Here is a 21,155-nt window from a genome sequence, read left to right as displayed (position 1 = left end):
CAAGCCGAACAGGCATTGGACACGTCACGGCGTCCCCCGCCTGAACGCCGCGCCGGCGTCCAGCCGCAGCCCGACGTCCCCGGTTGCCCGCCACTGCGCGACGGAACGTCATCCGAACGCGCAGGCCAGCCCGACCAGATAGACCAGCAGCGCGCCGCCCCGGCGTTCACCGGCCGGTCTCGTCGGTGCAGCATGCGCCGGTGCGGCCGGGACTGCATAGCCGCTGGCGAGCGTGGCGCCGATGAAGGCGCCGGTCGATGTCCTGGCGACTACAAGATGCGGCGATCGACCTGTTCAACCTTGACGGCTACGCGGGCACCACCTCCACGGCCATCGCCGAACGCGCCGGTGGAGCTCCCGTTGACGACCATTGGCTTTACTGCTTTACTACGCCATTAGTAAAGCCAGGGAGGTCCTTTGTTCCACTTCCGGCTCGACACCGGCTCCGGCATACCGCCGTATCTGCAGCTGGTCCAGCAGGTCCAGCAGGCAGTCCTGCTGGGTTTCCTTCAACCCGGCGACCGCCTGCCCCTGATCCGAGAGGTTGTCGAGTCCCTCGCCATCAACCCGAACACCGTGGCGAAGGCATACCGCCAGCTGGAGCAGGAGAATCTCGTCACCGGCCGGCCGGGCCACGGCACCTTCGTCAACGACACCCTGCCGGCTGCGGTGCCCCCGGCCACCTACACCTCGCTGCGACACGGCCTGCAAACCTGGCTGCGCCGTGCGTACGCCGCCGGGCTCGACGATCACACGATCGCCGCGCTCTTCTCCAGCGTCCACCACCAGACGAGGACGGCGACGGAGACGGCATGACGATCCAGCCCGCGCTGCGTACCCGGAACGTCGGCAAGCGCTACCGCAAGGCCTGGGCCTTGCGCAACTGCACGCTGGAACTGCCGCCCGGTAGTGTCACCGCACTCGTCGGCCCGAACGGCGCCGGCAAGACCACCTTGCTGCGAATGTCGGTCGGTCTGCTCACGCCGACGGTGGGATCGGTCGAGGTGTTCGGCGAATCGCCCGCCACGAACAGCGTGCAGGCCTTGACCCGCATCGGCTTCCTTGCGCAGGACCACCCGCTCTACCGCCAGTTCACCGTAGCGGACCTGCTGCGCTTCGGCCGCTCGTGCAACGTGCGCTTCGACCACGAACTGGCCGCACGGCGCCTGACCCAGCTGGGCATTTCGCTGGACGCCCGCGCCGGCGCGCTCTCCGGAGGGCAGCAGTCCCAGGTGGCGCTCGCGCTGGCGCTGGCCAAGCGACCCAATCTGCTGGTGCTCGACGAGCCGATGTCCAGTCTGGATCCCTTGGCGCGGCAGGAGTTCCAGCAGACCCTTATGAGCGCGGTCGCCGACGGCGAACTGACCGTGTTGTTCTCCTCCCACGCCGTCCACGAGCTCGAACGGGTCTGCGACCACCTCGTAGTAATCAACCACGGCCAGGTCATGCTCAGCGGCGACATCGACACGCTGCTCGCCGAGCACCGCCTGCTCGTTGGTCCGCGGGTCAAGACAGACCCCCGTGGCTCCCGGTCCGTGGTCGAGGTCAAGCACAGCGACAGACACACCACCATGCTGGTACGCCAAGCAGCGGCGCCGATCATGCCGGGTTGGCAGGCAAACCCCGTCGGGCTGGAAGAGCTGGTCCTGGCCTACCTGCGCCGACCCGTCGACGCCGAGGCCGCCGAGTCCCAGGAGGAGACGGCATGACGTGGATGATGTGGCGCCAGCATCGCACCGAGGCCCTAGCCCTGACGATCTTCGTCGGCGTCATCGCCGTGGCGCTCTTCGTACTCGGCCGGCCGATGCACGCCCTGTTCCCGCTGGGCTCGGCGCACTGCCTGGTACCACCGCTGGACCAGGCCTGCCGCTCCGCGCTGGTTCGGCTCCAGCAGGACTACGGCTACACCACCACTGTGCTGATTTTGCTCAACTTCGCGCCGTACGCGATCGGCGGATTCCTCGGCGCGCCGCTGCTCGCCCGTGAACTGGAGGCGGGCACCTGGCAGCTGGTCTGGACTCAGGCAGTGCCCCGCAGGCGCTGGCTGGCCGTCAAGATCGTGGTGCTCGGCACCGTCAGCGTCCTTCTCGCCGCAGGCCTGTCCGCAGTGATCGCCTGGTATCGGCGACCGCTTGATCTGCTGGGCGGCGGGTTGGACATCACCGCCTTCGATCTCACCGGCATCACGCCCATGGCGTACACACTGTTTGCGTTTGCGCTGGGTGTCGTGGCCGGAGCGGTGCTGCGCCGCAGTCTGCCGGCGGCCGCCGGGGCGCTCGTGTCCTTCCTGGCGGTGCGCGTCACCGTCGCCGGCTGGATCCGTCCGCACTTCGTCATGCCGGTCACCCGCATCGAGGCGTTCGTGCCAGGGTCCGGCGACATCACCGACGGCACGTCCAACGCGCGGGACATGATCCTGGACCAAGGGTTCGTCGACGCCGACGGCCGGCGCATCACCGGACTCGGCGCCGTCATCATGGAGGGCAAGGCTCGTGAAGGGGGCGGCGACCCCACCATCTACCTCCACGACCACGGTATCCAGCATTGGGTCGTCTACCAGCCCATGGAGCGATACTGGACCTTCCAGCTCATCGAGACCGTCATCTTCGTCGGGCTGGCCGTGCTATTGCTGGCGCTGGTCTTCCGGCGGATCCGGCGTCCCGCGTTCTGACCCAGAAGGACTGACGCGACCGTCAATCGGCGCGAGCCACCAGACCAGCTGTCCCGTCGCGTTGATCCGGGACTAACTCAACGTCCGCTATGCAGCAGACAACGCGCTCCCAGCTCTCCGTGGATCGTCAACATGGGTGAGCGGATGGCTGGTTCGGCGGCCAGGCAAGACCGGCGTCCAGGGTGGCCGAAACGCACGAACGTCGAGACCGGCCAGATGCCGCCATCCAGTCAAGAAGCATCCTGGAGTTCGTCCCGAACTCAGCCAGCGTCCCGACCAGCAACCGGTGGGTGGCCCTGGAGTTCCCGGGTGCCACCCTTCAGATTTCCTGAACTCTCGCAGGTCGGTCGAGTGGGCGTTCACGCGCGCCGGGGCCGGCGACGACCGCGGCCGCGACTCGGACTTCGTGCCGTTCACGGATGCGGGCGGGCCGGCCGTGTTCGGGGTCTCCGACGTGATCGTGGTCGCCGGGGGCGGGTCCGTCGTGCTCGACGCGGGGCTGTACCGGCGCCCGGTGCTCGCCGTGACCGGCGTGAATGTGGCCGGCGTCGGCGGGACCGGGCTGGCCCTGGTGGGCGTCGGCTTTGTGCTGGTTCGGGCCGCGCGGCGGCGGGCCTGATCCTTCCGGGCGAACGCGTCCGGGGACACTTGCGGCATCCGCGGCGGACGACGACCGCCGCGGATGCCATGATGTCTCGCGAAGGTCCGGACACCCTAGGAAGGGGCCGCGGTCGGATGGCGCGGTTCGAGGCGGTGACATCGGTCGACGGGCTCCGGGCGGCGGTTGCGCTCTCCGGGGAGTGTGACCTGTCGGCCCGTGAGGAGTGCACGGCGGCCCTCATGACGGCGGTGGACACATCGCCGCAGGTCGTGGTGGACCTGGGCGGGCTCACGTTCCTGGACTCCAGCGGCGTGCACTCGCTGGTGACCGCCTTCCGGGCGGCCCAGGACCGCGGCGGGCGGCTCAGCGTCGTCGGCGCGGCCGGGATGGTCGCGCACGTCCTGGAGATCACCGGCGTCGGCGGGCTGCTGAGCCCCGACGGCGACGGGGACGGTGCCCGCGATGGTTGAGCATCCGGCCCTTCCCGGCGAGTCGATCGCCTACCAGCTGGTGTCCGACCTGGCCGCCGTCCGCGCGTTCGTGACCGCCCGCGCGCTCGCGCTCGGGCTGTCCCGCGACCGGGCCGACCTGCTGACGCTCGCCGTGAACGAGCTGGCGACGAACACGCTGCAGTACACCGAGGAGGGCGGCGAGGTCCAGCTGTGGTCCGAGTCCGGGCAGGTCTTCTGCGACGTGCTCGACCAGGGACCGGTGCTGCACTTCGGCGCGGCCATGCCCGCGGCCGACGCTATGCGCGGGCGCGGCCTGGCGATCGTGGCGATGGTGTGCGACCACGTGGCCGGCTTCGCGGGCGCCCGGGGCTCGATCGTGCGGCTCCGCCTGGGGATCGGCTAGGGATCGGCTAGCACCTGCACCGCCAGGGTGCACGTGTCGTCGTCCGGGCTCGGGCGGCACAGCAGCTTGCGCAGGCCCGGCAGCGGGTCGGTGACACCCGGCTCGGTCGCCGCCGACAGGGCCGCCTTCACCCAGTCCAGGTGCGTGCCCACCTCCATCGTCCGCCGCTCGACCAGCCCGTCGGTGTAGAGCAGCACCACGTCGCCCGGCTCCAGCGCGGTCCGCACCGCCGGGTAGCCGGCGTCCGCCGCCGCCCCGAGCAGCAGCCCCGGCGTCAGCGGCAGCTCGGCGGCCGTCCCGCCCCGCGCCAGCAGCGGCGGCCTATGCCCGGCCCGGGCCCAGGTGAGCCGGCGGCCGGCGGCGTCGTAGACGCCCACGACCGCGGTGCCGGTGATGCCGAGCTGCACGCAGAGCCGGTTCATGTGGCCCAGCAGCGTCCCCGGCTCGCGGATGCCGATGGACAGCCACGCGACGAGGGCGAAGCGCAGGTGCGCCATGCCGTTGGCGGCCTCGAGGCCGTGCCCGGAGACGTCGCCGACGGCGAGCACGACCGAGCCGTCGGCGAGGGTCTGCGCGTGGTACCAGTCCCCGCCGACCCGCAGCGCGCTCTCGGCGGGCAGGTAGCCGACCGTGGCCCGCAGCCCGTTGAGCGGGAACGGCTCGCGCGGCACCGGCTGGATGAGCTGCTGCAGCTGCGCCGCGAGGCGGTGCTCGGCCAGGGCCGTCATCTCGCGCGTGTGCAGTTGGTCGCTGAGCCGCTCGATGGCGCTGCGGGACCGCTCGCGCGCGGTCACGTCCTGCACGACGGCATAGATCTTCAGCGGCGCCCCGCCGGCGTCGCGGGCCAGGTCGGACAGGACGCGCAGGTGCTTGACGGCGTCCCCGACCTGGAAGCGCACGGTGACGTCGGCCGTCGCGCCGGCGCCCGGGCGCGTGGGGGAGCCGCTGTCGAGGGTCTGCCACGACAGCTGGGCGAGCGGACGGTCCTCGGGCACGACGGCCGCGGACTGCTCGGCGAGCGGCATCGGGCCCAGGGCCGGGTCGCGCTCGAAGATGCGGTACAGCCCCGGCGACCATTCCATCTGCCCGGTGACGAGGTCGTACTCCGACCAGCCGAGACTGCCCAGCGACTCGGTCCGGTCCAGGCGGCGCCGCGCCTCGTCGACGCGCTCCCACCACACGAGCAGCCCGCCGAGCACCGGGTGCGCGCTGATCACGAAGCTCGAGTCGGTGGCCACGCCCGCGGAGTGCTGCGCGAAGCGGAAGTCGTCCAGCGCGGCCGGGGCGCCCGTGCGCAGCACCCGCAGGTAGAGCGCCCACAGCGGGCCGCCGGCGACCGTCGGGTACAGCTGCGTGATCGACCGCCCGACGCGTGCGGCTCCGAGGCCGTAGAGGTCGGCGCCCGCGCCGCTGGTGGCCGCGACGAGGAAGTCCGACACCTCGCCCGCGGCGTCGTGGACGGGGCGCAGCCAGGTGCAGCCGGCTGGTACGACAGCCAGGATCTCCCGCACGACCGCCGTGATCGCGTCGGCGTCGTCTGCCATGCCCGCAGCCTATCGGCACCGGGCGATCGCGGCGGCTGTGCGGTGGTCAGGAGGCCGAGCAGGTGGGCGTCAGGGTGCCGGCGGTGCCGGTGCCCTGGATGCCGAACTCGGTGTACTGGCCCGCGTTCACGTGCCCGTTGTAGGAGACGTTGCTCCAGGTGTTGCCGGAGCGGGTCACGTTCCAGGTGCTGGTGACGGTGGTGCCGCTGGGCAGCGTGAGCCCGACGGCCCAGCTGTTGATGGCGGCCGCTCCGGCGGTGACGCGGACGGTGACGACGAACCCGCCCTGCCACTGGTTGACCGACGTGGTCGCGGTGCAGCCGCCGGTGCCGCCGCCCGGGCTGGAGGGCGACACGGACGGCGAGGCCGAGGAGCCGGACGGACGCGGCGAGGCCGACGAGGACGAGGGCCGGGGCGTGGTGCCCTGGGTGTTGAGGCCCATGAACTCGATCGCCATCGCGGCCTGCCCGGCCAGCGGCAGGGAGTGCCCGACGCCGCTGACGCTGATGCCCTCGACCGGCGGCGCGACGCTCGCGCTGCCGTAGCGGGTGCGGGTCCAGCCCGAGCGCGGGGTGTCCGTCAGCGCCGGCGTCTGGCTGACGCCGAGCACGTTCGTCCACTGCTTGATCTCCTCGCCGAAGTTCGGGTAGGCGAGGGTAGTGTCGGTCGTGCCGTGCCACAGCTGCATCCGCGGGCGGGGGCCCGAGTAGCCCGGGTAGGCGGCCCGGACCATGTCGCCCCACTGCTGCGGCGTGTAGATGCGCTGGCCGCCGGAGCACTGGCTGTTCCACGACGAGCCGTCGGTGGTGGCGAAGCAGCCGAACGGCACGCCCATGAACGCGGCGCCGGCCTTGAACACGTCCGGGTAGTCGCCGAGCAGGACGTTGGTCATCATCGCGCCGGAGGAGGCGCCGGTGACGTAGACCTTGTTCGGGTCGCCGTTGTAGTGCTGCTCGGTGTAGGTGACCATCGACATGATGCCGACCGGGTCGCTCCCGCCGCCCCGGGTGAGCGCCTGCGGCGACGAGACGTCGAAGCAGGCCCCGCTGCGGGTGGCCGACGGATACACGACGATGAAGCCGTACTGCGCGGCCAGCGACGCGAACTCGGTGCCGGAGTAGAACGCCGGGCCCGAGCCGGTGCAGTAGTGCACGGCCACCAGGATCGGCGGCTTCGCCTGCACGTTGTCGGGCACGAAGATGTGCATCCGCAGCCCGCTGGGGTTGGTGCCGAAGTTCGTCACCTCGGTCAGCGTCGCGGCCTGCGCGGGCTGGGCGAGCACGAAGACGCCGGCGAGGGCCATGGCGATGCCGGCGGCGACGGCGAGCAGACGGCGCATGTCAGCTCCCCGAGCAGGTGGGGGAGAGGGTGCCGGCGGTGCCGGTGCCCTGGATGCCGAACTCGGTGTACTGGCCCGCGTTCACGTGCCCGTTGTAGGAGACGTTGCTCCAGGTGTTGCCGGAGCGGGTCACGTTCCAGGTGCTGGTGACGGTGGTGCCGCTGGGCAGCGTGAGCCCGACGGCCCAGCTGTTGATGGCGGCCGCTCCGGCGGTGACGCGGACGGTGACGACGAACCCGCCCTGCCACTGGTTGACCGACGTGGTGGCCGTGCAGCCGTTGCCGCCGCCACCGCCGGGGTTCGACGGCGACACAGACGGCGACACGGACGGCGACGGCGAGGTGCTGCGCGACGGCGACGTGCTGACCGGCGGCGGCGAGGACGTGCCGCCGGCGTTGAGGGCGTCCAATGTGGACGTGTACGACGCCTTCTTGTTGCCGTTGTTGTCGAACAGCAGGGGCGTGTCGCCGCTGCGCCACGAGTCGCTGTCGCGGATGCCCCACACGGTGATGCCGGTGCAGCGGGACACGGCCAGGCAGGCCTTCACGACGCTGGCGTAGGAGCTGGCCTGCGCGGTGCCGGAGCCGGCGATGTCCAGCTCGGTGATCTGCACGTCGACGCCGAGGTTGGCGAAGCGCTGCAGGTTGGCCTGGTAGTCCGACGGCAGCGGGGAGCCGGAGTTGATGTGCGACTGGAAGCCGACGCAGTCGATCGGCACGCCGCGGGCCTTGAAGTCCTGCACCATCGCGTAGACCGCGTTGCTCTTCGCGTTCTGCCCGTCGGTGTTGTAGTCGTTGTAGCACAGCTTCGCGCCCGGGTCGGCGGCCCGCGCGGTGCGGAAGGCGACCTCGATCCAGTCGTTGCCGGTGCGCTGCAGGTTCGAGTCGCGCCGCCCGCCGCCGCTGCCGTCGGCGAAGGCCTCGTTCACCACGTCCCAGGCGTAGATCTTGCCCTGGTAGTGGGTGGCGACGTTGGTGATGTGGTTGACCATCGCGTTGCGCAGCGCGGTGCCGGACATGTTCTGCGCCCACGACGGCTGCTGCGAGTGCCAGGCGAGGGCGTGCCCGCGCATCCGCTGCCCGTGCGCGTTCGCGTGCGCCACGATCTGGTCGGCGCTGCCGTAGCTGAACTGCCCCTGGGTGGGCTCGGTCGCGTCCCACTTCATCTCGTTCTCGGGCGTGATCATGTTGAACTCGCGGTCGAGAATGCCGCTGTAGGTGGCGTCGCTGAGCTTGTAGGCGGCGACGGCGGTGCCGAAGTACCGCCCCTTGTCCGCGGCCGAGGCGCCCAGGGTCGTGGCGGCCTGGGCACTGCTCGCGAGGCCCACGACGACGGCGATCGCGGCCGCGCCGGCCAGTGCGATCGCGCCCCCGGTCCTTGCTCTGTTCATAGCGGGAGTCCTCCGAAACGTATTCTTTCCCGCTGATTCGCGGGCGCTTCCAGCGTTCCCGGAAATGCGCGGAAAAGATACGCTACGGAGGGTCTCACCAGGTTGAACGAGGTATCGAAAACGCAATTGATGAAACTTACAACGGCAAATGTTTCAGCCTTTTACTGAACCCGTTAAGCCGCCCACGATGCGCCGTTCCGCGAACACGAAGAAGCCGATTGCCGGGATCATCGAGGCGGCGGTGTACGCCAGGATGCGCGCGGTGTCCTGGGAGTACTGCGTCTGGAACGCCGCGACCCCCAGCGGCAGCGTGAAGTCCGTCGGATCCGACAGCACGAGCATCGGCAGCAGGTACGCGTTCCAGCTCGTCACGAACGCGAGGATGGCGACGGTGGTCAGCGCCGGCCGGCTCAGCGGCAGCAGGATCCGCCAGAAGAAGCCCAGCCGGCCGGCCCCGTCCATGGCCGCCGCGTCCTCGAGCTCGCCCGGGATCGCGTGCATGAACGGGCGCAGGATCACGATGGTGATCGGCAGCGAGAACGCCGCCTCCGGCAGGGCCACGCCGAGCGGGTGCTCGAGCAGGCCGAGCTGGCGCAGCAGGAGATACAGCGGGAGGGCCGCGGCCGTCACCGGGAACAGCAGCCCGATGGTGAACAGCGTGTACAGGCCTTCGCGGCCCTTGAACGTGTACCGCGACAGGGCGAACGCCGCCATCGCGCCGGTGGCGACCGCGAGCCCGGTGGCGATGACGGCGATGAACGCGCTGTTGCCCATGGCCCGCCAGAAGACCGCCGAGGACAGCACGTCGGTGAAGTTGGTCAGCACCCAGGGGTGCGGCCAGCCGGCCGGGGAGGTGTTGATCTGGGCGTTGGTGCGGAAGCCGCCGAGGATGGTGAACAGCAGCGGGACCACGGTGACGCCGACGACGACCAACGCCACCAGGTAGATGAGCGTGCGCTTGGCCATGCCGTTCACTCCACGATGCGGGTCAGGGCGCCCTCGGTGTCGCGGCGCAGGGCGAAGCGCTGGTAGATCAGCGCGAAGACGAAGCACACCGCGAAGAGCACGACCGCGACCGCGCTGCCGTAGCCGAACTCGTAGCGGCTGAAGCCGTGGTCGAGCAGATAGGTGGCCATCGTGCTGGAGGCGTTCGCGGGGCCGCCCAGCGTCATGATCCAGACGAGGTCGAACAGCTGCAGCGAGCCGATGATGGACAGGAAGATCCAGATCCGGATCGTCGGGCCGAGCAGCGGCAGCACGATGCTGCGCGTGGTCTGCCAGGCGGTGGCCCCGTCGGTCGAGGCGGCCTCGCGCAGCTCCGGCGGGATGCTCTGCAGGCCGGCCAGCAGCAGGATGATGCCGAAGCCCAGGTACTTCCACGTGATCACGACGAACAGCGTGTAGAGCACCAGGTCGCCGTCGGCGAGCCAGTCCTGGATGACCCCGCCGAGCCCGGCCGCCTTGAAGATCTGGTCGACCAGCCCGTCCGGCTGCAGCATGAGCAGCCACACCACGGCGGTGATGGCCTCGGAGAGCACGTACGGCGCGAACACGATGAGCCGCAGCGCCGCCCGGCCCTTGATCCTGCCGTTGAGCAGCAGCGCGATGCCGATCGACAGCGGCAGCTGGATGACCACCGACAGCACCGCGATGACGATGTTGTGCAGCAGGGAGTGCAGGAAGACCTCGTCTTCCAGCACCCGCGAGTAGTTGCCCAGCCCGAACCACGTGCGCGGGCTGAAGCCGGTCCACTTGTAGAAGCTGTAGTAGACGGCCGCCGCGATCGGCAGCAGCACGAATCCGACGAACAGCACCAGCGCCGGGGTCAGCAGCAGCGCGAGCTCGAGCCGCTTGGCCCGGCGCCCGCCCGGCCGGCGGGCCGGTCGCGACGCTGCGCGACCGGCCCTGGCCGGTGGTGCCGCCGCCACGGCGATACCACCCGATTGCGTCACTTGTTCGCGACCGCCTTGGTGAAGGCGTCGACGATGCCCTGCGGCGAGCCCTTGCCGGCGAAGAAGTCCGCGACCGCGTCGTTCAACGCCTGGCCCACGCTCGTCGGCAGCGCCTGGTCGAAATACACCTGGATGTACGGCGCCGAGTTGAGGTACTCCTGCACCGTCTTGAGCGACGGGTCCTGGATCGCCGAGATGGCCTTCGGGTTCGACGGCAGCGTCGCGGTGTTCGTCTGCACCAGCTTCGTCTGCACGTCGGTGCTGGCGATGTACTTGAGGAAGTCCGCGCACGCCGGCCCGGCCTTCACCGCGCAGGAGAAGCCGTCGCCGCCGCCGAGCGCGGTGCCCGGCGTGCCCTTGCCGCCCTCGATGGTCGGGAACGGGAACCAGCTGAGCTTCGAGGCGAACTGCTTGTCCTCGGTCAGCGGGATCATCGTCGGCAGCTCCCAGTCGCCCTGCAGCTCCATCGCGGCCTTGCCGTTGGCGACGAGGCCCGCCGAGCTGCCCGCGCCCTGCTGGGCCGGGGTGCCCAGGAACGCGTTCTGGAACGGGTTGGTGGCCAGGAACGCCTTGAGGTCCTCGCCGGCCTTGACCCAGCACGGGTCGTCCATCTTGAGGTTCTTCACCGTGGCCTTGACGGTGTCGGTGGAGCACTCGCGGATGGCGAAGTACGACCACCAGAACGCGTCCGGCCACTTGTCCTTGCTGCCGATCGAGATCGGCGTGATGTTCTTGGCCTTGAGCTTGGCGACCGCGTCGTTGAGCTCGGTCATCGTCTTCGGCGGCGCGGCGATGCCGGCCTGCTCGAAGAGGTCCTTGCGATACCAGAAGCCCACGACGTGCAGGTCGTAGGGAATGCCGTACTGCTTGCCCTCGACCTGCCAGCCGGTCGCGGCCTGGCCGAGCTCGCCGATCCACGGCTTGACCTGCTCGGTCATGTCCATGATCTTGCCGGACTCGACCTGCGTGGCCAGGGCGCCGCCGCCCCACTGCTGGAAGATGCTGGGCGGGTTCGGTGACTGCAGCGCCACCGAGATCTTCGTCTTCAGCGCTTCGTTCTGGGCCGGCTCGACCTTGAACGTCACGTTGGGGTGGTCCTTGTGGTATTGGTCGGCGACTGACTGCCAGACGCCGAGCGCCGGGTCCTGCTGGCCGTTGTGCCACCAGGTGAGCGTTACCGGAGCGTTGGCATCGGCCGGCGTGTCGCTGCTGTCGTCTCCGCAGGCGGTCAGGGAGGGGAGCGCCATCGACAGTGCGACGGCGATCGCGGCCAGCCTCCGTGGGGTGCTCAGGCGGACGTTCAAAGTGATCATCTCCTGACGGGGGCAGGGGCGAGCTACAGGGCTCGGCCCTCGATGACCGCAGAGTCTGCGCCTTGGTTACGAACGTTGTCAATCGTTGTCGATAACGTTATCGGACGTTATTGTGCCCTCGTGAAACCCAGTTCCCGAGTCACGATCCGTGACGTGGCGGCCACCGCCGGCGTCTCGGTCGCGACGGTGTCCAAGGTCCTCAACGCCCGCTACGGGGTGTCCGCGGCGACCAGCGCGCACGTCCAGGCGGTCATCCGCGAGCTGGGCTACGAGGCCAGCCTGGTCGCGCAGAGCCTGCGCAACCACAAGACCAACGTGATCGGCATCCTCGTGGCCGACCTCGAGCCGTTCTCCACGGAGCTGCTCAAGGGCGCCGCCAAGGCGATCAAGGGCACCGGGTACGAGCTGGTCGTGTACTCGGCCGGCGGGCGCACGGTCGATCACGCCGGATGGGAGCAGCGGTACCTTTCACGCCTGTCCGGCACCCTGGTCGACGGCGCCATCCTGGTCACCCCGACCGTGGTCGAGGTCGAGTTCGGGCAGGCCGTGGTCGCCGTCGACCCGCACACCGGGCCGACCGGGCTGCCGACCGTGGACTCGGACAACCTCGCCGGGGCCCGGATGGGCGTGCGGCACCTGGTCGAGCTCGGGCACCGGCGCATCGCCCTCATCGGCGGCCGCGAGGACCTCGAGTCCGCCAAGCTGCGCGAGCAGGGCTACCGCGAGGAGCTCGCCGCGGCCGGCATCGAGCCCGGCCCGGGGCTCATCCAGCCCGGCAACTACGACGCCGACGACTCCGCGGCCGCGGCCCGGCGGCTGCTGGAGCGCCCGGACCGCCCGACGGCGCTCTTCGCCGCGAACGACACCTCGGCCATCGCGGCCATCGAGGTCGCGGTCGCGATGGGGCTGCGGGTGCCGGAGGACCTCTCGGTGGTCGGCTTCGACAACGTGCCCGAGGCCGCCCTGGCCACCCCGCCCCTGACCACGGTGGAGCAGCCCATCCACGAGATGGGGCACCGGGCGATCGACCTGCTGATCCAGCTCATGAACGGCGAGCCCGTGGACAACACCCACGTCCGGCTGGCCACGCGACTCGTGGTGCGCCAGTCCACCGCGGCCTTGGAAACGGAGCGACGAGCGTGACAGAAGCTTTTCGGGACGCCGGTGAGCCGGTCGCCGTGCGCGTGGCCGACCTCATGGCGCGGATGTCCCTGCGCGAGAAGGTGGCGCAGATGTACGGGGCCTGGCTCAACGTCGACGACACGGCCGGTGAGGTCGCCCCGCACCAGAACGACCAGGCCCCCGACCCCATCGACTGGACCGAGCTGGTCCGCCACGGGCTCGGCCAGGTGACCCGGCTCTACGGCTCCGCCCCGATCGAGCCCGAGGCCGGCGCGCGGCGCGTCGCCGACCTGCAACGGCAGATCATCGCGGGCGGCCGCTTCGGCATCCCGGCGATCGTGCACGAGGAGTGCCTGACCGGCCTGGCCGCCTGGCGGGCGCCGATCTTCCCGTCGCCGCTGGCCTGGGGCGCGAGCTTCGACCCGGGGCTGGTCGAGGCGATGGGCGCGCACATCGGGGCCACCATGCGCCGGCTCGGCATCCACCAGGGCCTCGCCCCGGTCCTCGACGTGGCCCGCGACCTGCGCTGGGGCCGCGTCGAGGAGACCATCGGCGAGGATCCGCACCTTGTCGGCACCATCGGCGCGGCCTACGTGCGCGGGCTGCAGTCCGCCGGGATCGTGGCCACCCTCAAGCACTTCATCGGCTACTCCGCCTCCCGCGCCGGGCGCAACCTCGCCCCGGTGTCGATCGGCCCCCGTGAGCTCGCCGACGTGCTGCTGCCCCCGTTCGAGATGGCGCTGCGGGCCGGGGCCCGCTCGGTGATGAACAACTACACCGACGTCGACGGGGTGCCGGTCGCCGCGGATCCGGCGCTGCTCACCGAGCTGCTGCGCGATCGTCTGGGCTTCGACGGTACCGTCGTGTCGGACTACTTCGCGATCGCGTTCCTCGAGTCGCTGCACGGCGTCGCGGCCGACCGGGCCGAGGCCGCCGCCGCCGCGCTGCGGGCCGGCATCGACGTGGAGCTGCCCGGCGTGAACTGCTACGGCGGCCCCCTGCTCAAGGCCCTCGAAGCCGGCGACGTCGGCGAGGCGCTCATCGATCGCGCGGTCGAGCGGATCCTGCGGCAGAAGTGCGAGCTCGGCCTGCTCGACGCGGACTTCGCGGCCGAGCCCGCCTACCTCGCCGCACCGTCCCCATTGGACGATGCCGAGGGCCGCGACATCGCACGGCGCCTCGCCGAGCGCTCGATCGTGCTGCTGCACAACGACTCCGGCGCCCTGCCGCTGGCGCCCGGCACCCGCCTGGCCGTCGTCGGCCCCGGCGCGCACCGCCCCGACGCGCTGTTCGGCTGCTACTCGTTCCCGCGCCACGTGGGCACCCACCACGAGGGCCTGGAGCTCGGCGTCGAGGCACCGTCCATCGTGGACGCGCTCGGGCTCGGCTTCCCGGTGTCGTACGCGCAGGGCTGCCCCGTCCTCGGCGGCACCGACGAGGACATCGCCGCCGCGGCCGCCACCGCCGCCGGGGCCGACGTGTGCGTGGCCGTGCTCGGCGACCTCGCCGGGCTGTTCGGCACCGGCACCTCGGGCGAGGGCTGCGACGCCCGCGACCTGAGGCTGCCGGGCCGCCAGGAGGAGCTGCTCGAGGCGCTGCTGGCCACCGGCACCCCGGTCGTGCTCGTCGTGCTGGCCGGGCGCCCCTACGAGCTGTCCCGCCAGATCGACCGGCTCGCCGCCGCGGTGTGCACGTTCTTCCCGGGCGAGGAGGGCGCCGGCGCGCTCGCCGGTGTCCTCAGCGGCCGCGTGAACCCGTCGGGCCGGCTCCCGGTCGGCTTCCCTGGCGCCGGCGCGTCCCAGCCCACCACCTACCTCGCCGCGCCCCTGGGCCGGCGCAGCGAGGTGTCGACCGTGGACCCGAGCCAGCTCTTCCCGTTCGGCCACGGCCTGGCCTACGCCGACGCGGAGTGGGGCGTGGTGTCGCTGCACTCGCCGGACGGGTGGGCCACCGACGGGGAGATCGAGCTGACGGTGCCGCTGCACAACCCGGCCGCGCGCGAGGTCAGCACCGTCGTGCAGGTCTACGCCCACGACCCCGTGGCCCAGGTCGCCCGCCCGGTGCGCCTGCTGCTCGCGGCCCCGCGGGTGGACCTCGCGCCCGGCGAGTCGCGCACGCTGGTGGTGACCCTGCACGCGGACCTGCTGTCCTACACCGGCCGCGACGGGCGGCGCATCGTCGATCCGGGCGACATCGAGCTGCTCGTCGCCCGCTCCAGCGCCGATGTCCACACGGCCGTCCGCGTCCCGGTCGTCGGCCCGGCCCGCGAGGTCGGCGCGGCGCGGCGCCTGCATCCGGACTGCACCCTGCTGTCCTGAGCACCTGGCCCGGCCCCGCTCACTCGCATCGGGTGAGTGGGGCCGGGCCGGGAGCGGCCGAGGATCGGGTGAGGAGGTGCGAGATGTGCCGATGGCTCGCGTATTCCGGCTCGCCGATCGCGCTCGAGGAGCTGCTCTACAAGCCTGAGCACTCGCTCATCGACCAGAGCATGCACTCCCGGCTGGGGGTCGGCACCACCAACGGCGACGGGTTCGGCGTCGGCTGGTACACGCCGGGCGCCGAGGCCGAACCGACGCTGTTCCGCGGGACCGGGCCGGCGTGGGGCGACGACAACCTGCGCGAGCTGGCGCGCTCGGTGCGCAGCGGGCTGTTCCTGGCCCACATCCGGGCGAGCACCGGCACCCCGGTGCAGCAGACGAACTGCCATCCGTTCCGCCACGGCCGCTGGCTGTGGCTGCACAACGGGCGCATCCGCGGCTACACCGAGCTCAAGCGCACCCTCACGCTCGCCGTCGAGCCCACGCTGTACCCGTACATCGGCGGCTCGACCGACTCCGAGCTCATGTTCTACCTGGCGCTGACGTTCGGCCTGGCCCGCGACCCGGTCGGCGCGGTGGAGCGGATGGTCGCCTTCATCGAGGACGAGGGCGTGCGGCAGGGCATCGAGCACCCGGTGCAGATGACGGTCGCCACCACCGACGGCGAGGGCCTCTGGGCCTTCCGGTACTCCACCGAGCACGACAGCCGCTCGCTGTACTGCAGCACCGAGCTCGACACGCTGCGCACCATGTACCCGGAGAACCCGGTGCTGCAGCAGGTGGAGGAGCGCACCCGGATCGTGGTGTCGGAGCCGCTGGGCGGCCTGGTCGGCGCCTGGCAGCCGGTCGCCGAGTCCAGCTACGAGCTCGTGACGCCGGACGGCAACGCCGTCGGCTCCTTCCACCCCGACCGCGACCGCGCCCGGGACCGGCGCCGCGACATGCAAGCCGCGAGCGGATGAGCGCCCGCCCGGCTCCGCGGCCGGGGGCCTGAGCCGGGCGGGCGCATCCGATCGATCGCCGCGAGCGCGGTGACCGTGTACCGCCCCGTCAGACCGCGCGGGCGACCGCGATCGTGGCCGACAGGCGCGCGCCGGCCTCGTAGAACATGTACTCCACCCCGCCGTCGGTGCCGAACGACGGGGCCGCGCTGCGCCCGTTGTCCGGTGCCCCCGACAGCGCGGGGTGGAACACGCCCAGGTGCACCTCGCGGTCGAAGGCGTTGCCGACCTCGGTGATGAACTGGTTCCCGCCGTTGCCGTGGTACACGACGTACGCGGTGCCATTGCGCTTGAGCAGGTGCGCGCCCGAGATGTCGGTCTGGCCGTCCGGGCCGGGGTACACCAGCGGGGTCGGATCGAACTGCCAGCTCTTGGCGTCCGAGGACCAGCCCCAGAAGATCTTGCGGGTGCCGCTCGTGACGCCCATGAACAGCATGACGTACTTGTTGCCCAGGCCCGTGACGGTGTGCTCGAAGACGCGGGCGTAGGAGGTCTCGGTCGTGCCGGGCACCATCGATGTGCTCAGTACCACGCCGAAGTAGGTGTAGTGGATGCCGTCGGTCGACCAGGCCATCCGGGTCGTGTTGTTCTCGCCGTGGAAGTAACAGTAGAACTTGCTGTTCGACGCGCTCCACAGCACGTGCGGCGACGACACATGGCTTACCGAGTAGTACGGCGACCAGGTGTTGCTGATGATCGGGTTGGCCGCGTACTCGGTGAACGGGCCGCTCAGCGAGTTGCCGTAGGCCAGGCAGATCCCGCCCGGCTTCTCGTGCGGCGCGTAGTAGAGGTAGTAGCGGCCGAGGCCGCCGCTGATCTTGTCGTAGACGCCCCGGATGCACGGGAAGATCAGCTCGTTGGTGGGGTTGTAGCGCAGTGCCGACTTGTTGAACGGCACGCCGATGTACTGGTAGTTGGGGAATCCGGCCGGCGCGGCGGACGCCGGAGCAGGCAGTTGCAGGGCGCCGATGGCGGCGGCGCCGGTGCTCAGAGCCGCTCCCTTGAGGAGTTGGCGGCGATTCATGCATGGGAGTGTGTGACTGCGCGCGCCCCGGGTCAAGGTGCTAATACGAATTATCAGCGAGAGTCCGGGCTTGACGAAACCTCGTCGCAGGGTCCAGGATCACTGCCAATCGAGTGGTAATGCGCATTAGCACGGATCGGACGGCCCACGTGACCGCAACTCCCCGGCGCCTGACCCAGCGGGACATCGCCCGCATGACCGGCGTCAGCCAGGCGACGGTGTCGCTCGTGCTCAACGGGCGCTCCGACGGCGACGTGCGCATCGCGCCGGAGACCCGCGAGCGGGTGCTGCAGGCGATCCGGGACAGCGGCTACGTCGCCGACCCGATCGCCCGCCGGCTCGCCGCGCGGGACAACCGGATCATAGGTGTGTTCACCTACGAGCCGGTGTTCCCGGCCGGCAACAGCGACTTCTACCACCCGTTCCTGGTCGGCATCGAGGAGCGGGCCGAGGCCCTGGGCAGCGACCTGCTCCTGCTGACCAGCGCCCCGGTGGTGGCCGGGCGCCGGCGCATCTTCCACGAGGGCAACCGGCTGCGGCTGGCCGACGGCTGCATCCTGATCGGTCGCACGCTCGACAGCGACGAGTTGGCCCGGCTGGTGGCGGACGGGTTCCCGTTCGTCTCGGTCGGCCGCCGCGACGACGCCGGCGGGCCGGTGCCGTTCGTCGGCGCCGACTACGCCGGGGCGACCGAGGCACTCGTGCGCCGGGCGGCCGGCCTCGGGCACACCCGCCTGGTGTACATGGGCCAGGGGGAGGGGCCCGAGTCGCACGCCGACCGCAAGGCCGGCTTCGTCCGGGGCGTGGCCGCGGCCGGGGTCACCGGCCTGCACCTGCCGCCCGACGACCTCGACGCGGTGCTGGATTCCGGCGCGACGGCCGTGTTCGCGGAGGAGCACGGCGACGGCGTCGCCCTGGCCGCGAAAGTCGGCCCGCACGACCTGTCGATCGTCACCCTCGGCCAGCCCACCAGGCACGTCACGGACCCCACAGGCACCCAGTTCACCGGCTTCGAGATCCCGCGACGGGCGATGGGGGCCCAGGCCCTGGACGTGCTCACCGCGATCCTCGACGGCCAGAAGACCCAACGGCAGCGCCTGCTGCCCTGCGAGCTCATCCCCGGAACCACCCTGAAGGAAACGCATACATGAGAACTGAAGTCCTGATCGTCGGCGGCGGTCTCGGCGGGGTCGCCGCGGCGCTCGCGGCGCTGCGGGCGGGCCGGCGGGTCGTGCTCACGGAGGAGTACGACTGGATCGGCGGCCAGCTCACCAGCCAGGCGGTGCCGCCGGACGAGCACTCGTGGGTGGAGCGGTTCGGCGTCACGGCCAGCTACCGCGCACTGCGGGAAGGGATCCGCGACTACTACCGGCGGCACTACCCGCTCACCGCCGCGGCGCGCGCCTGGAGCGACCTGAACCCGGGCGCGGGGCACGTGAGCCGGCTCTGCCACGAGCCCCGGGTCGCGGTGGCCGTGCTCGAGGCGATGCTCATGCCCTACCGCAGCAAGGGCACGCTGACCGTCCTGCAGCCGTACGTGCCCGCGGCCGCGGCCACCGACGGCGACCGGGTCACCGCGGTGACCCTGCGCCATCGCGACACCGGCGAGACGATCGACGTCAGCGCCGCCTACGTGCTCGACGCCACCGAGACCGGCGACCTGCTGCCGCTGACCGGCACCGAGTACGTCACCGGCTTCGAGTCGCAGGCCGACACCGGCGAGCCGAGCGCCCCCGCGACCGCCCAGCCGGCCAACATGCAGGCGGTCTCGGTGTGCTTCGCGGTCGACCACGTCGACGGCGACCACACCATCGACCGCCCGGCGACCTACGACTTCTGGCGCGACTACGCCCCGCCGTTCTGGGGCGGCCCGCTGCTGTCGTTCCGCGCGCCGAGCCCGCGCACGCTGGAGCCGACCGAGCGGGTGTTCCACCCGAACCCGGACGACGACCCGCTCGCCGTCGACGCCGACCAGCGCCGCAACCCGGGCGACCACAACCTGTGGACGTTCCGGCGCATCGCCGCCCGCCAGCTCTTCGTGCCGGGCACCTACGAGTCCGACATCTGCCTGGTCAACTGGCCGATGCTGGACTACTTCGAGCACCCGGTCATCGACGTGCCCGACGCCGCGAAGCACCTGGCGGCGGCCCGGGAGCAGGCGTTCTCGGTGCTGTACTGGCTGCAGACCGAGGCCCCGCGCCCCGACGGCGGGACCGGCTTCCCCGGCCTGCGGCTGCGCGGCGACGTGACCGGCAGCGCCGACGGGCTGGCCCAGGCGCCCTACATCCGCGAGTCCCGGCGCATCCTCGCCGAGACCACGGTCGTCGAGCAGGACCTGGCCCTCGCCGTGCGCGGCGACAAGGGCGCGGTGGCCTACCACGACTCGGTCGGCGTCGGGATGTACCGCATCGACCTGCACCCGTCGACCGGCGGCGACCACTACATCGACGTCGGCTGCTGCCCGTTCCAGATCCCGCTCGGCGCGCTCATCCCGCGCCGGATGGACAACATCCTGGCCGCCGGCAAGAACATCGGCACGACCCACATCACCAACGGCGCCTACCGCCTGCACCCCGTCGAGTGGAACGCGGGCGAGGCCGCCGGTGCGCTGGCCGCGTTCTGCCTGGACCGCGCGTGCTCCCCGCGCGCGGTGCGCAACACCCCCGGCCTGCTCGCCGAGTTCCAGGCCCGCCTCGACCGCGACGGGGTCGAGCGGGCATGGCCCGACGTCGCCGGCTACTGACACCCCCACCAAGGAGAACCCGATGAAGTTCCGTGTCGCGATAGCAGCCCTCTCGCTGCTCGCCCTCGCCGCGTGCGGCGACGGCAAGGGCAGCACGCCCGCCGCCGAGGACACCGGCCCGGTCGAGCTGCGCATGACCATCTGGTCGGCCAACGAGGCCCACCTCAAGCTGTTCAACGACATCGCCGCCGAGTACAAGACGGCCCACCCGAACGTCAGCGTCAAGTTCGACCCGCTGCCGTTCGAGTCCTACTCGACCACGCTCACCACGCAGATCGCCGGCGGCAACGGGCCGGACCTGGCCTGGGTCCTCGAGGACTCGGCGCCGGACTTCGTCGGCTCGGGCGCGCTGCTGCCGCTGGACAAGATCGAGCAGGCCGACGACCTCGCCCCGGCCGCCACGAAGCTGTGGCAGAACGGCGGCAAGCTGTACGCCTACCCGTTCTCGACCTCCCCGTTCGGCATGTTCGTGAACACCGACCTGCTCAAGCAGGCGGGCCAGGACAACCCGGCCGACCTCGTCACCGCCGGCACCTGGACCTGGGACAAGGCGTTCGCCGAGGGCGCGGCGGTCAACGCGAAGACCGGCACCGCCGGGATCGTGGTCCGCGACTTCGACTACAAGACCTGGAGCAACCTCTCGACGGTCTGGACCGGCTGGGGCGCGCAGGCCTGGAGCGCCGACGGCAAGACGTGCGGGTTCAACGCCCCCGAGATGGTCGACGCGATGACCGCCCTGCACAAGGCCGTCTTCACCGACAAGGCGATGCCCGGCCCGGGCGTGGCCGCGGACTTCTTCGCCGGGCAGTCGGCGATGACGGTCACCCAGATCTCGCGCGCTTCGCTGCTCAAGGACGCCAAGTTCGGCTGGGACCTGGTGCCCCTGCCGGCCGGGCCCAAGGGCAAGTACTCGGTCGTCGGCCAGGCCGGCCTCGGGGTGCTCAAGAAGAGCAAGCACGCCGCCACGGCCGCGGACTTCCTCTCCTTCTTCACCAACCCGGCCAACAGCGGCAAGCTCGCGCAGTACTTCCCGCCGGCCCGTAAGAGCCAGCTCAACGCCGAGACCATGGCCAAGACCAACCCGCTGCTCAAGCCCGCGCAGCTGCAGTCGGTCGTCATCGACGGCATCTCCACCGGCGTGGTCAAGCCCAGCCACACCGGCTCCGCCGAGATCGCGCAGAACGTCCGCGCGTCGCTCGACCCGCTGTGGAAGCCCGACGCCAACGTCAAGAGCGTGCTGGACAACGTCTGCACCGGCGTGAAGCCCCTGCTGGCCAAGTAA

At 71.1% G+C, this 21,155-nt stretch carries 19 protein-coding genes; 12 read left to right on the top strand and 7 right to left on the bottom strand.

Annotated features, from left to right (window positions below):
• The first annotated feature begins 417 nt into the window (after positions 1 to 417).
• The 6 genes from ABT369_RS08390 to ABT369_RS08365 all read left to right on the top strand — a co-directional run bounded on the left by ABT369_RS08390 (position 418) and on the right by ABT369_RS08365 (position 4,127).
• Complete coding sequence (locus ABT369_RS08390) at positions 418 to 816, top strand: GntR family transcriptional regulator (RefSeq protein ID WP_350611043.1); 399 nt, start codon at positions 418 to 420, stop codon at positions 814 to 816.
• Positions 813 to 1,709 (top strand): ABC transporter ATP-binding protein, encoded by an 897-nt coding sequence (locus ABT369_RS08385; RefSeq protein WP_350611042.1) that lies wholly within the window; start codon positions 813 to 815, stop codon positions 1,707 to 1,709. The genes ABT369_RS08390 and ABT369_RS08385 overlap by 4 nt, the downstream gene beginning before the upstream one ends.
• Entirely contained in the window at positions 1,706 to 2,671 is a 966-nt protein-coding gene (locus ABT369_RS08380; protein ID WP_350611041.1) for an ABC-2 membrane transporter-related protein, read from the top strand. The genes ABT369_RS08385 and ABT369_RS08380 overlap by 4 nt, the downstream gene beginning before the upstream one ends.
• Positions 2,672 to 3,077: 406 nt before the next feature.
• Positions 3,078 to 3,290 carry a hypothetical protein gene (locus tag ABT369_RS08375; RefSeq protein ID WP_350611040.1) on the top strand — a complete coding sequence of 71 codons (213 nt, stop codon included), beginning with the start codon at positions 3,078 to 3,080 and terminating at the stop codon, positions 3,288 to 3,290.
• 116 nt (positions 3,291 to 3,406) lie between these two features.
• Complete coding sequence (locus ABT369_RS08370) at positions 3,407 to 3,742, top strand: STAS domain-containing protein (RefSeq protein ID WP_350611039.1); 336 nt, start codon at positions 3,407 to 3,409, stop codon at positions 3,740 to 3,742.
• The gene (locus ABT369_RS08365; protein ID WP_350611038.1) at positions 3,735 to 4,127 is read left to right on the top strand and encodes an ATP-binding protein; all 393 of its coding nucleotides are present in this window, start codon (positions 3,735 to 3,737) and stop codon (positions 4,125 to 4,127) included. The genes ABT369_RS08370 and ABT369_RS08365 overlap by 8 nt, the downstream gene beginning before the upstream one ends.
• Here ABT369_RS08365 and ABT369_RS08360 read toward each other — a convergent pair.
• The 6 genes from ABT369_RS08360 to ABT369_RS08335 all read right to left on the bottom strand — a co-directional run bounded on the left by ABT369_RS08360 (position 4,124) and on the right by ABT369_RS08335 (position 11,665).
• On the bottom strand, positions 4,124 to 5,671 hold the full coding sequence (locus ABT369_RS08360; RefSeq protein WP_350611037.1) for a PP2C family protein-serine/threonine phosphatase: 1,548 nt from the start codon (positions 5,669 to 5,671) through the stop codon (positions 4,124 to 4,126). The two genes, ABT369_RS08365 and ABT369_RS08360, sit on opposite strands and share 4 nt — an antisense overlap.
• A 46-nt stretch (positions 5,672 to 5,717) precedes the next feature.
• Positions 5,718 to 7,010 (bottom strand): extracellular catalytic domain type 1 short-chain-length polyhydroxyalkanoate depolymerase, encoded by a 1,293-nt coding sequence (locus ABT369_RS08355; protein WP_350611036.1) that lies wholly within the window; start codon positions 7,008 to 7,010, stop codon positions 5,718 to 5,720.
• 1 nt (position 7,011) lies between these two features.
• Entirely contained in the window at positions 7,012 to 8,400 is a 1,389-nt protein-coding gene (locus ABT369_RS08350) for a glycoside hydrolase family 10 protein (protein WP_350611035.1), read from the bottom strand.
• Between the two features lie 153 nt (positions 8,401 to 8,553).
• Positions 8,554 to 9,366 (bottom strand): carbohydrate ABC transporter permease, encoded by an 813-nt coding sequence (locus tag ABT369_RS08345; RefSeq protein ID WP_350611034.1) that lies wholly within the window; start codon positions 9,364 to 9,366, stop codon positions 8,554 to 8,556.
• A gap of 5 nt (positions 9,367 to 9,371) precedes the next feature.
• The gene (locus ABT369_RS08340) at positions 9,372 to 10,328 is read right to left on the bottom strand and encodes a carbohydrate ABC transporter permease (RefSeq protein WP_350611033.1); all 957 of its coding nucleotides are present in this window, start codon (positions 10,326 to 10,328) and stop codon (positions 9,372 to 9,374) included.
• Between the two features lie 20 nt (positions 10,329 to 10,348).
• Positions 10,349 to 11,665 (bottom strand): ABC transporter substrate-binding protein, encoded by a 1,317-nt coding sequence (locus ABT369_RS08335; protein ID WP_350611032.1) that lies wholly within the window; start codon positions 11,663 to 11,665, stop codon positions 10,349 to 10,351.
• Positions 11,666 to 11,818: 153 nt separating this feature from the next.
• Between ABT369_RS08335 and ABT369_RS08330 the strand changes: the two genes are divergently transcribed.
• The 3 genes from ABT369_RS08330 to ABT369_RS08320 all read left to right on the top strand — a co-directional run bounded on the left by ABT369_RS08330 (position 11,819) and on the right by ABT369_RS08320 (position 16,067).
• Positions 11,819 to 12,808, top strand: coding sequence for a LacI family DNA-binding transcriptional regulator (locus tag ABT369_RS08330; RefSeq protein ID WP_350611031.1), 990 nt, complete (start codon positions 11,819 to 11,821; stop codon positions 12,806 to 12,808).
• Positions 12,805 to 15,105, top strand: a complete 2,301-nt coding sequence (locus tag ABT369_RS08325; RefSeq protein ID WP_350611030.1) for a beta-glucosidase family protein — start codon at positions 12,805 to 12,807, stop codon at positions 15,103 to 15,105. Before ABT369_RS08330 ends, ABT369_RS08325 begins: the two co-directional genes overlap by 4 nt.
• Positions 15,106 to 15,188: 83 nt before the next feature.
• Entirely contained in the window at positions 15,189 to 16,067 is an 879-nt protein-coding gene (locus ABT369_RS08320; RefSeq protein WP_350611029.1) for a class II glutamine amidotransferase, read from the top strand.
• 88 nt (positions 16,068 to 16,155) lie between these two features.
• Here ABT369_RS08320 and ABT369_RS08315 read toward each other — a convergent pair whose 3' ends face one another.
• Complete coding sequence (locus ABT369_RS08315; protein WP_350611028.1) at positions 16,156 to 17,130, bottom strand: twin-arginine translocation signal domain-containing protein; 975 nt, start codon at positions 17,128 to 17,130, stop codon at positions 16,156 to 16,158.
• A 149-nt stretch (positions 17,131 to 17,279) separates the two neighbouring features.
• Here ABT369_RS08315 and ABT369_RS08310 point away from each other — a divergent pair, with 149 nt between their 5' ends.
• From ABT369_RS08310 to ABT369_RS08300, 3 genes are read left to right on the top strand one after another with little or no spacing between them, the layout of a single operon-like run.
• Positions 17,280 to 18,281 carry a LacI family DNA-binding transcriptional regulator gene (locus ABT369_RS08310; RefSeq protein ID WP_350611027.1) on the top strand — a complete coding sequence of 334 codons (1,002 nt, stop codon included), beginning with the start codon at positions 17,280 to 17,282 and terminating at the stop codon, positions 18,279 to 18,281.
• A complete protein-coding gene (locus ABT369_RS08305) occupies positions 18,278 to 19,873 on the top strand; it encodes an FAD-dependent oxidoreductase (RefSeq protein WP_350611026.1) in 1,596 nt (531 codons plus the stop codon). The genes ABT369_RS08310 and ABT369_RS08305 overlap by 4 nt, the downstream gene beginning before the upstream one ends.
• A gap of 22 nt (positions 19,874 to 19,895) precedes the next feature.
• Positions 19,896 to 21,155 carry an ABC transporter substrate-binding protein gene (locus ABT369_RS08300; RefSeq protein ID WP_350611025.1) on the top strand — a complete coding sequence of 420 codons (1,260 nt, stop codon included), beginning with the start codon at positions 19,896 to 19,898 and terminating at the stop codon, positions 21,153 to 21,155.

Origin of the sequence: Dactylosporangium sp. NPDC000244 (assembly GCF_040300725.1) — a bacterium.
Lineage (GTDB): Bacteria > Actinomycetota > Actinomycetes > Mycobacteriales > Micromonosporaceae > Dactylosporangium.
This window is presented reverse-complemented; position numbering and strand designations above follow the sequence as displayed.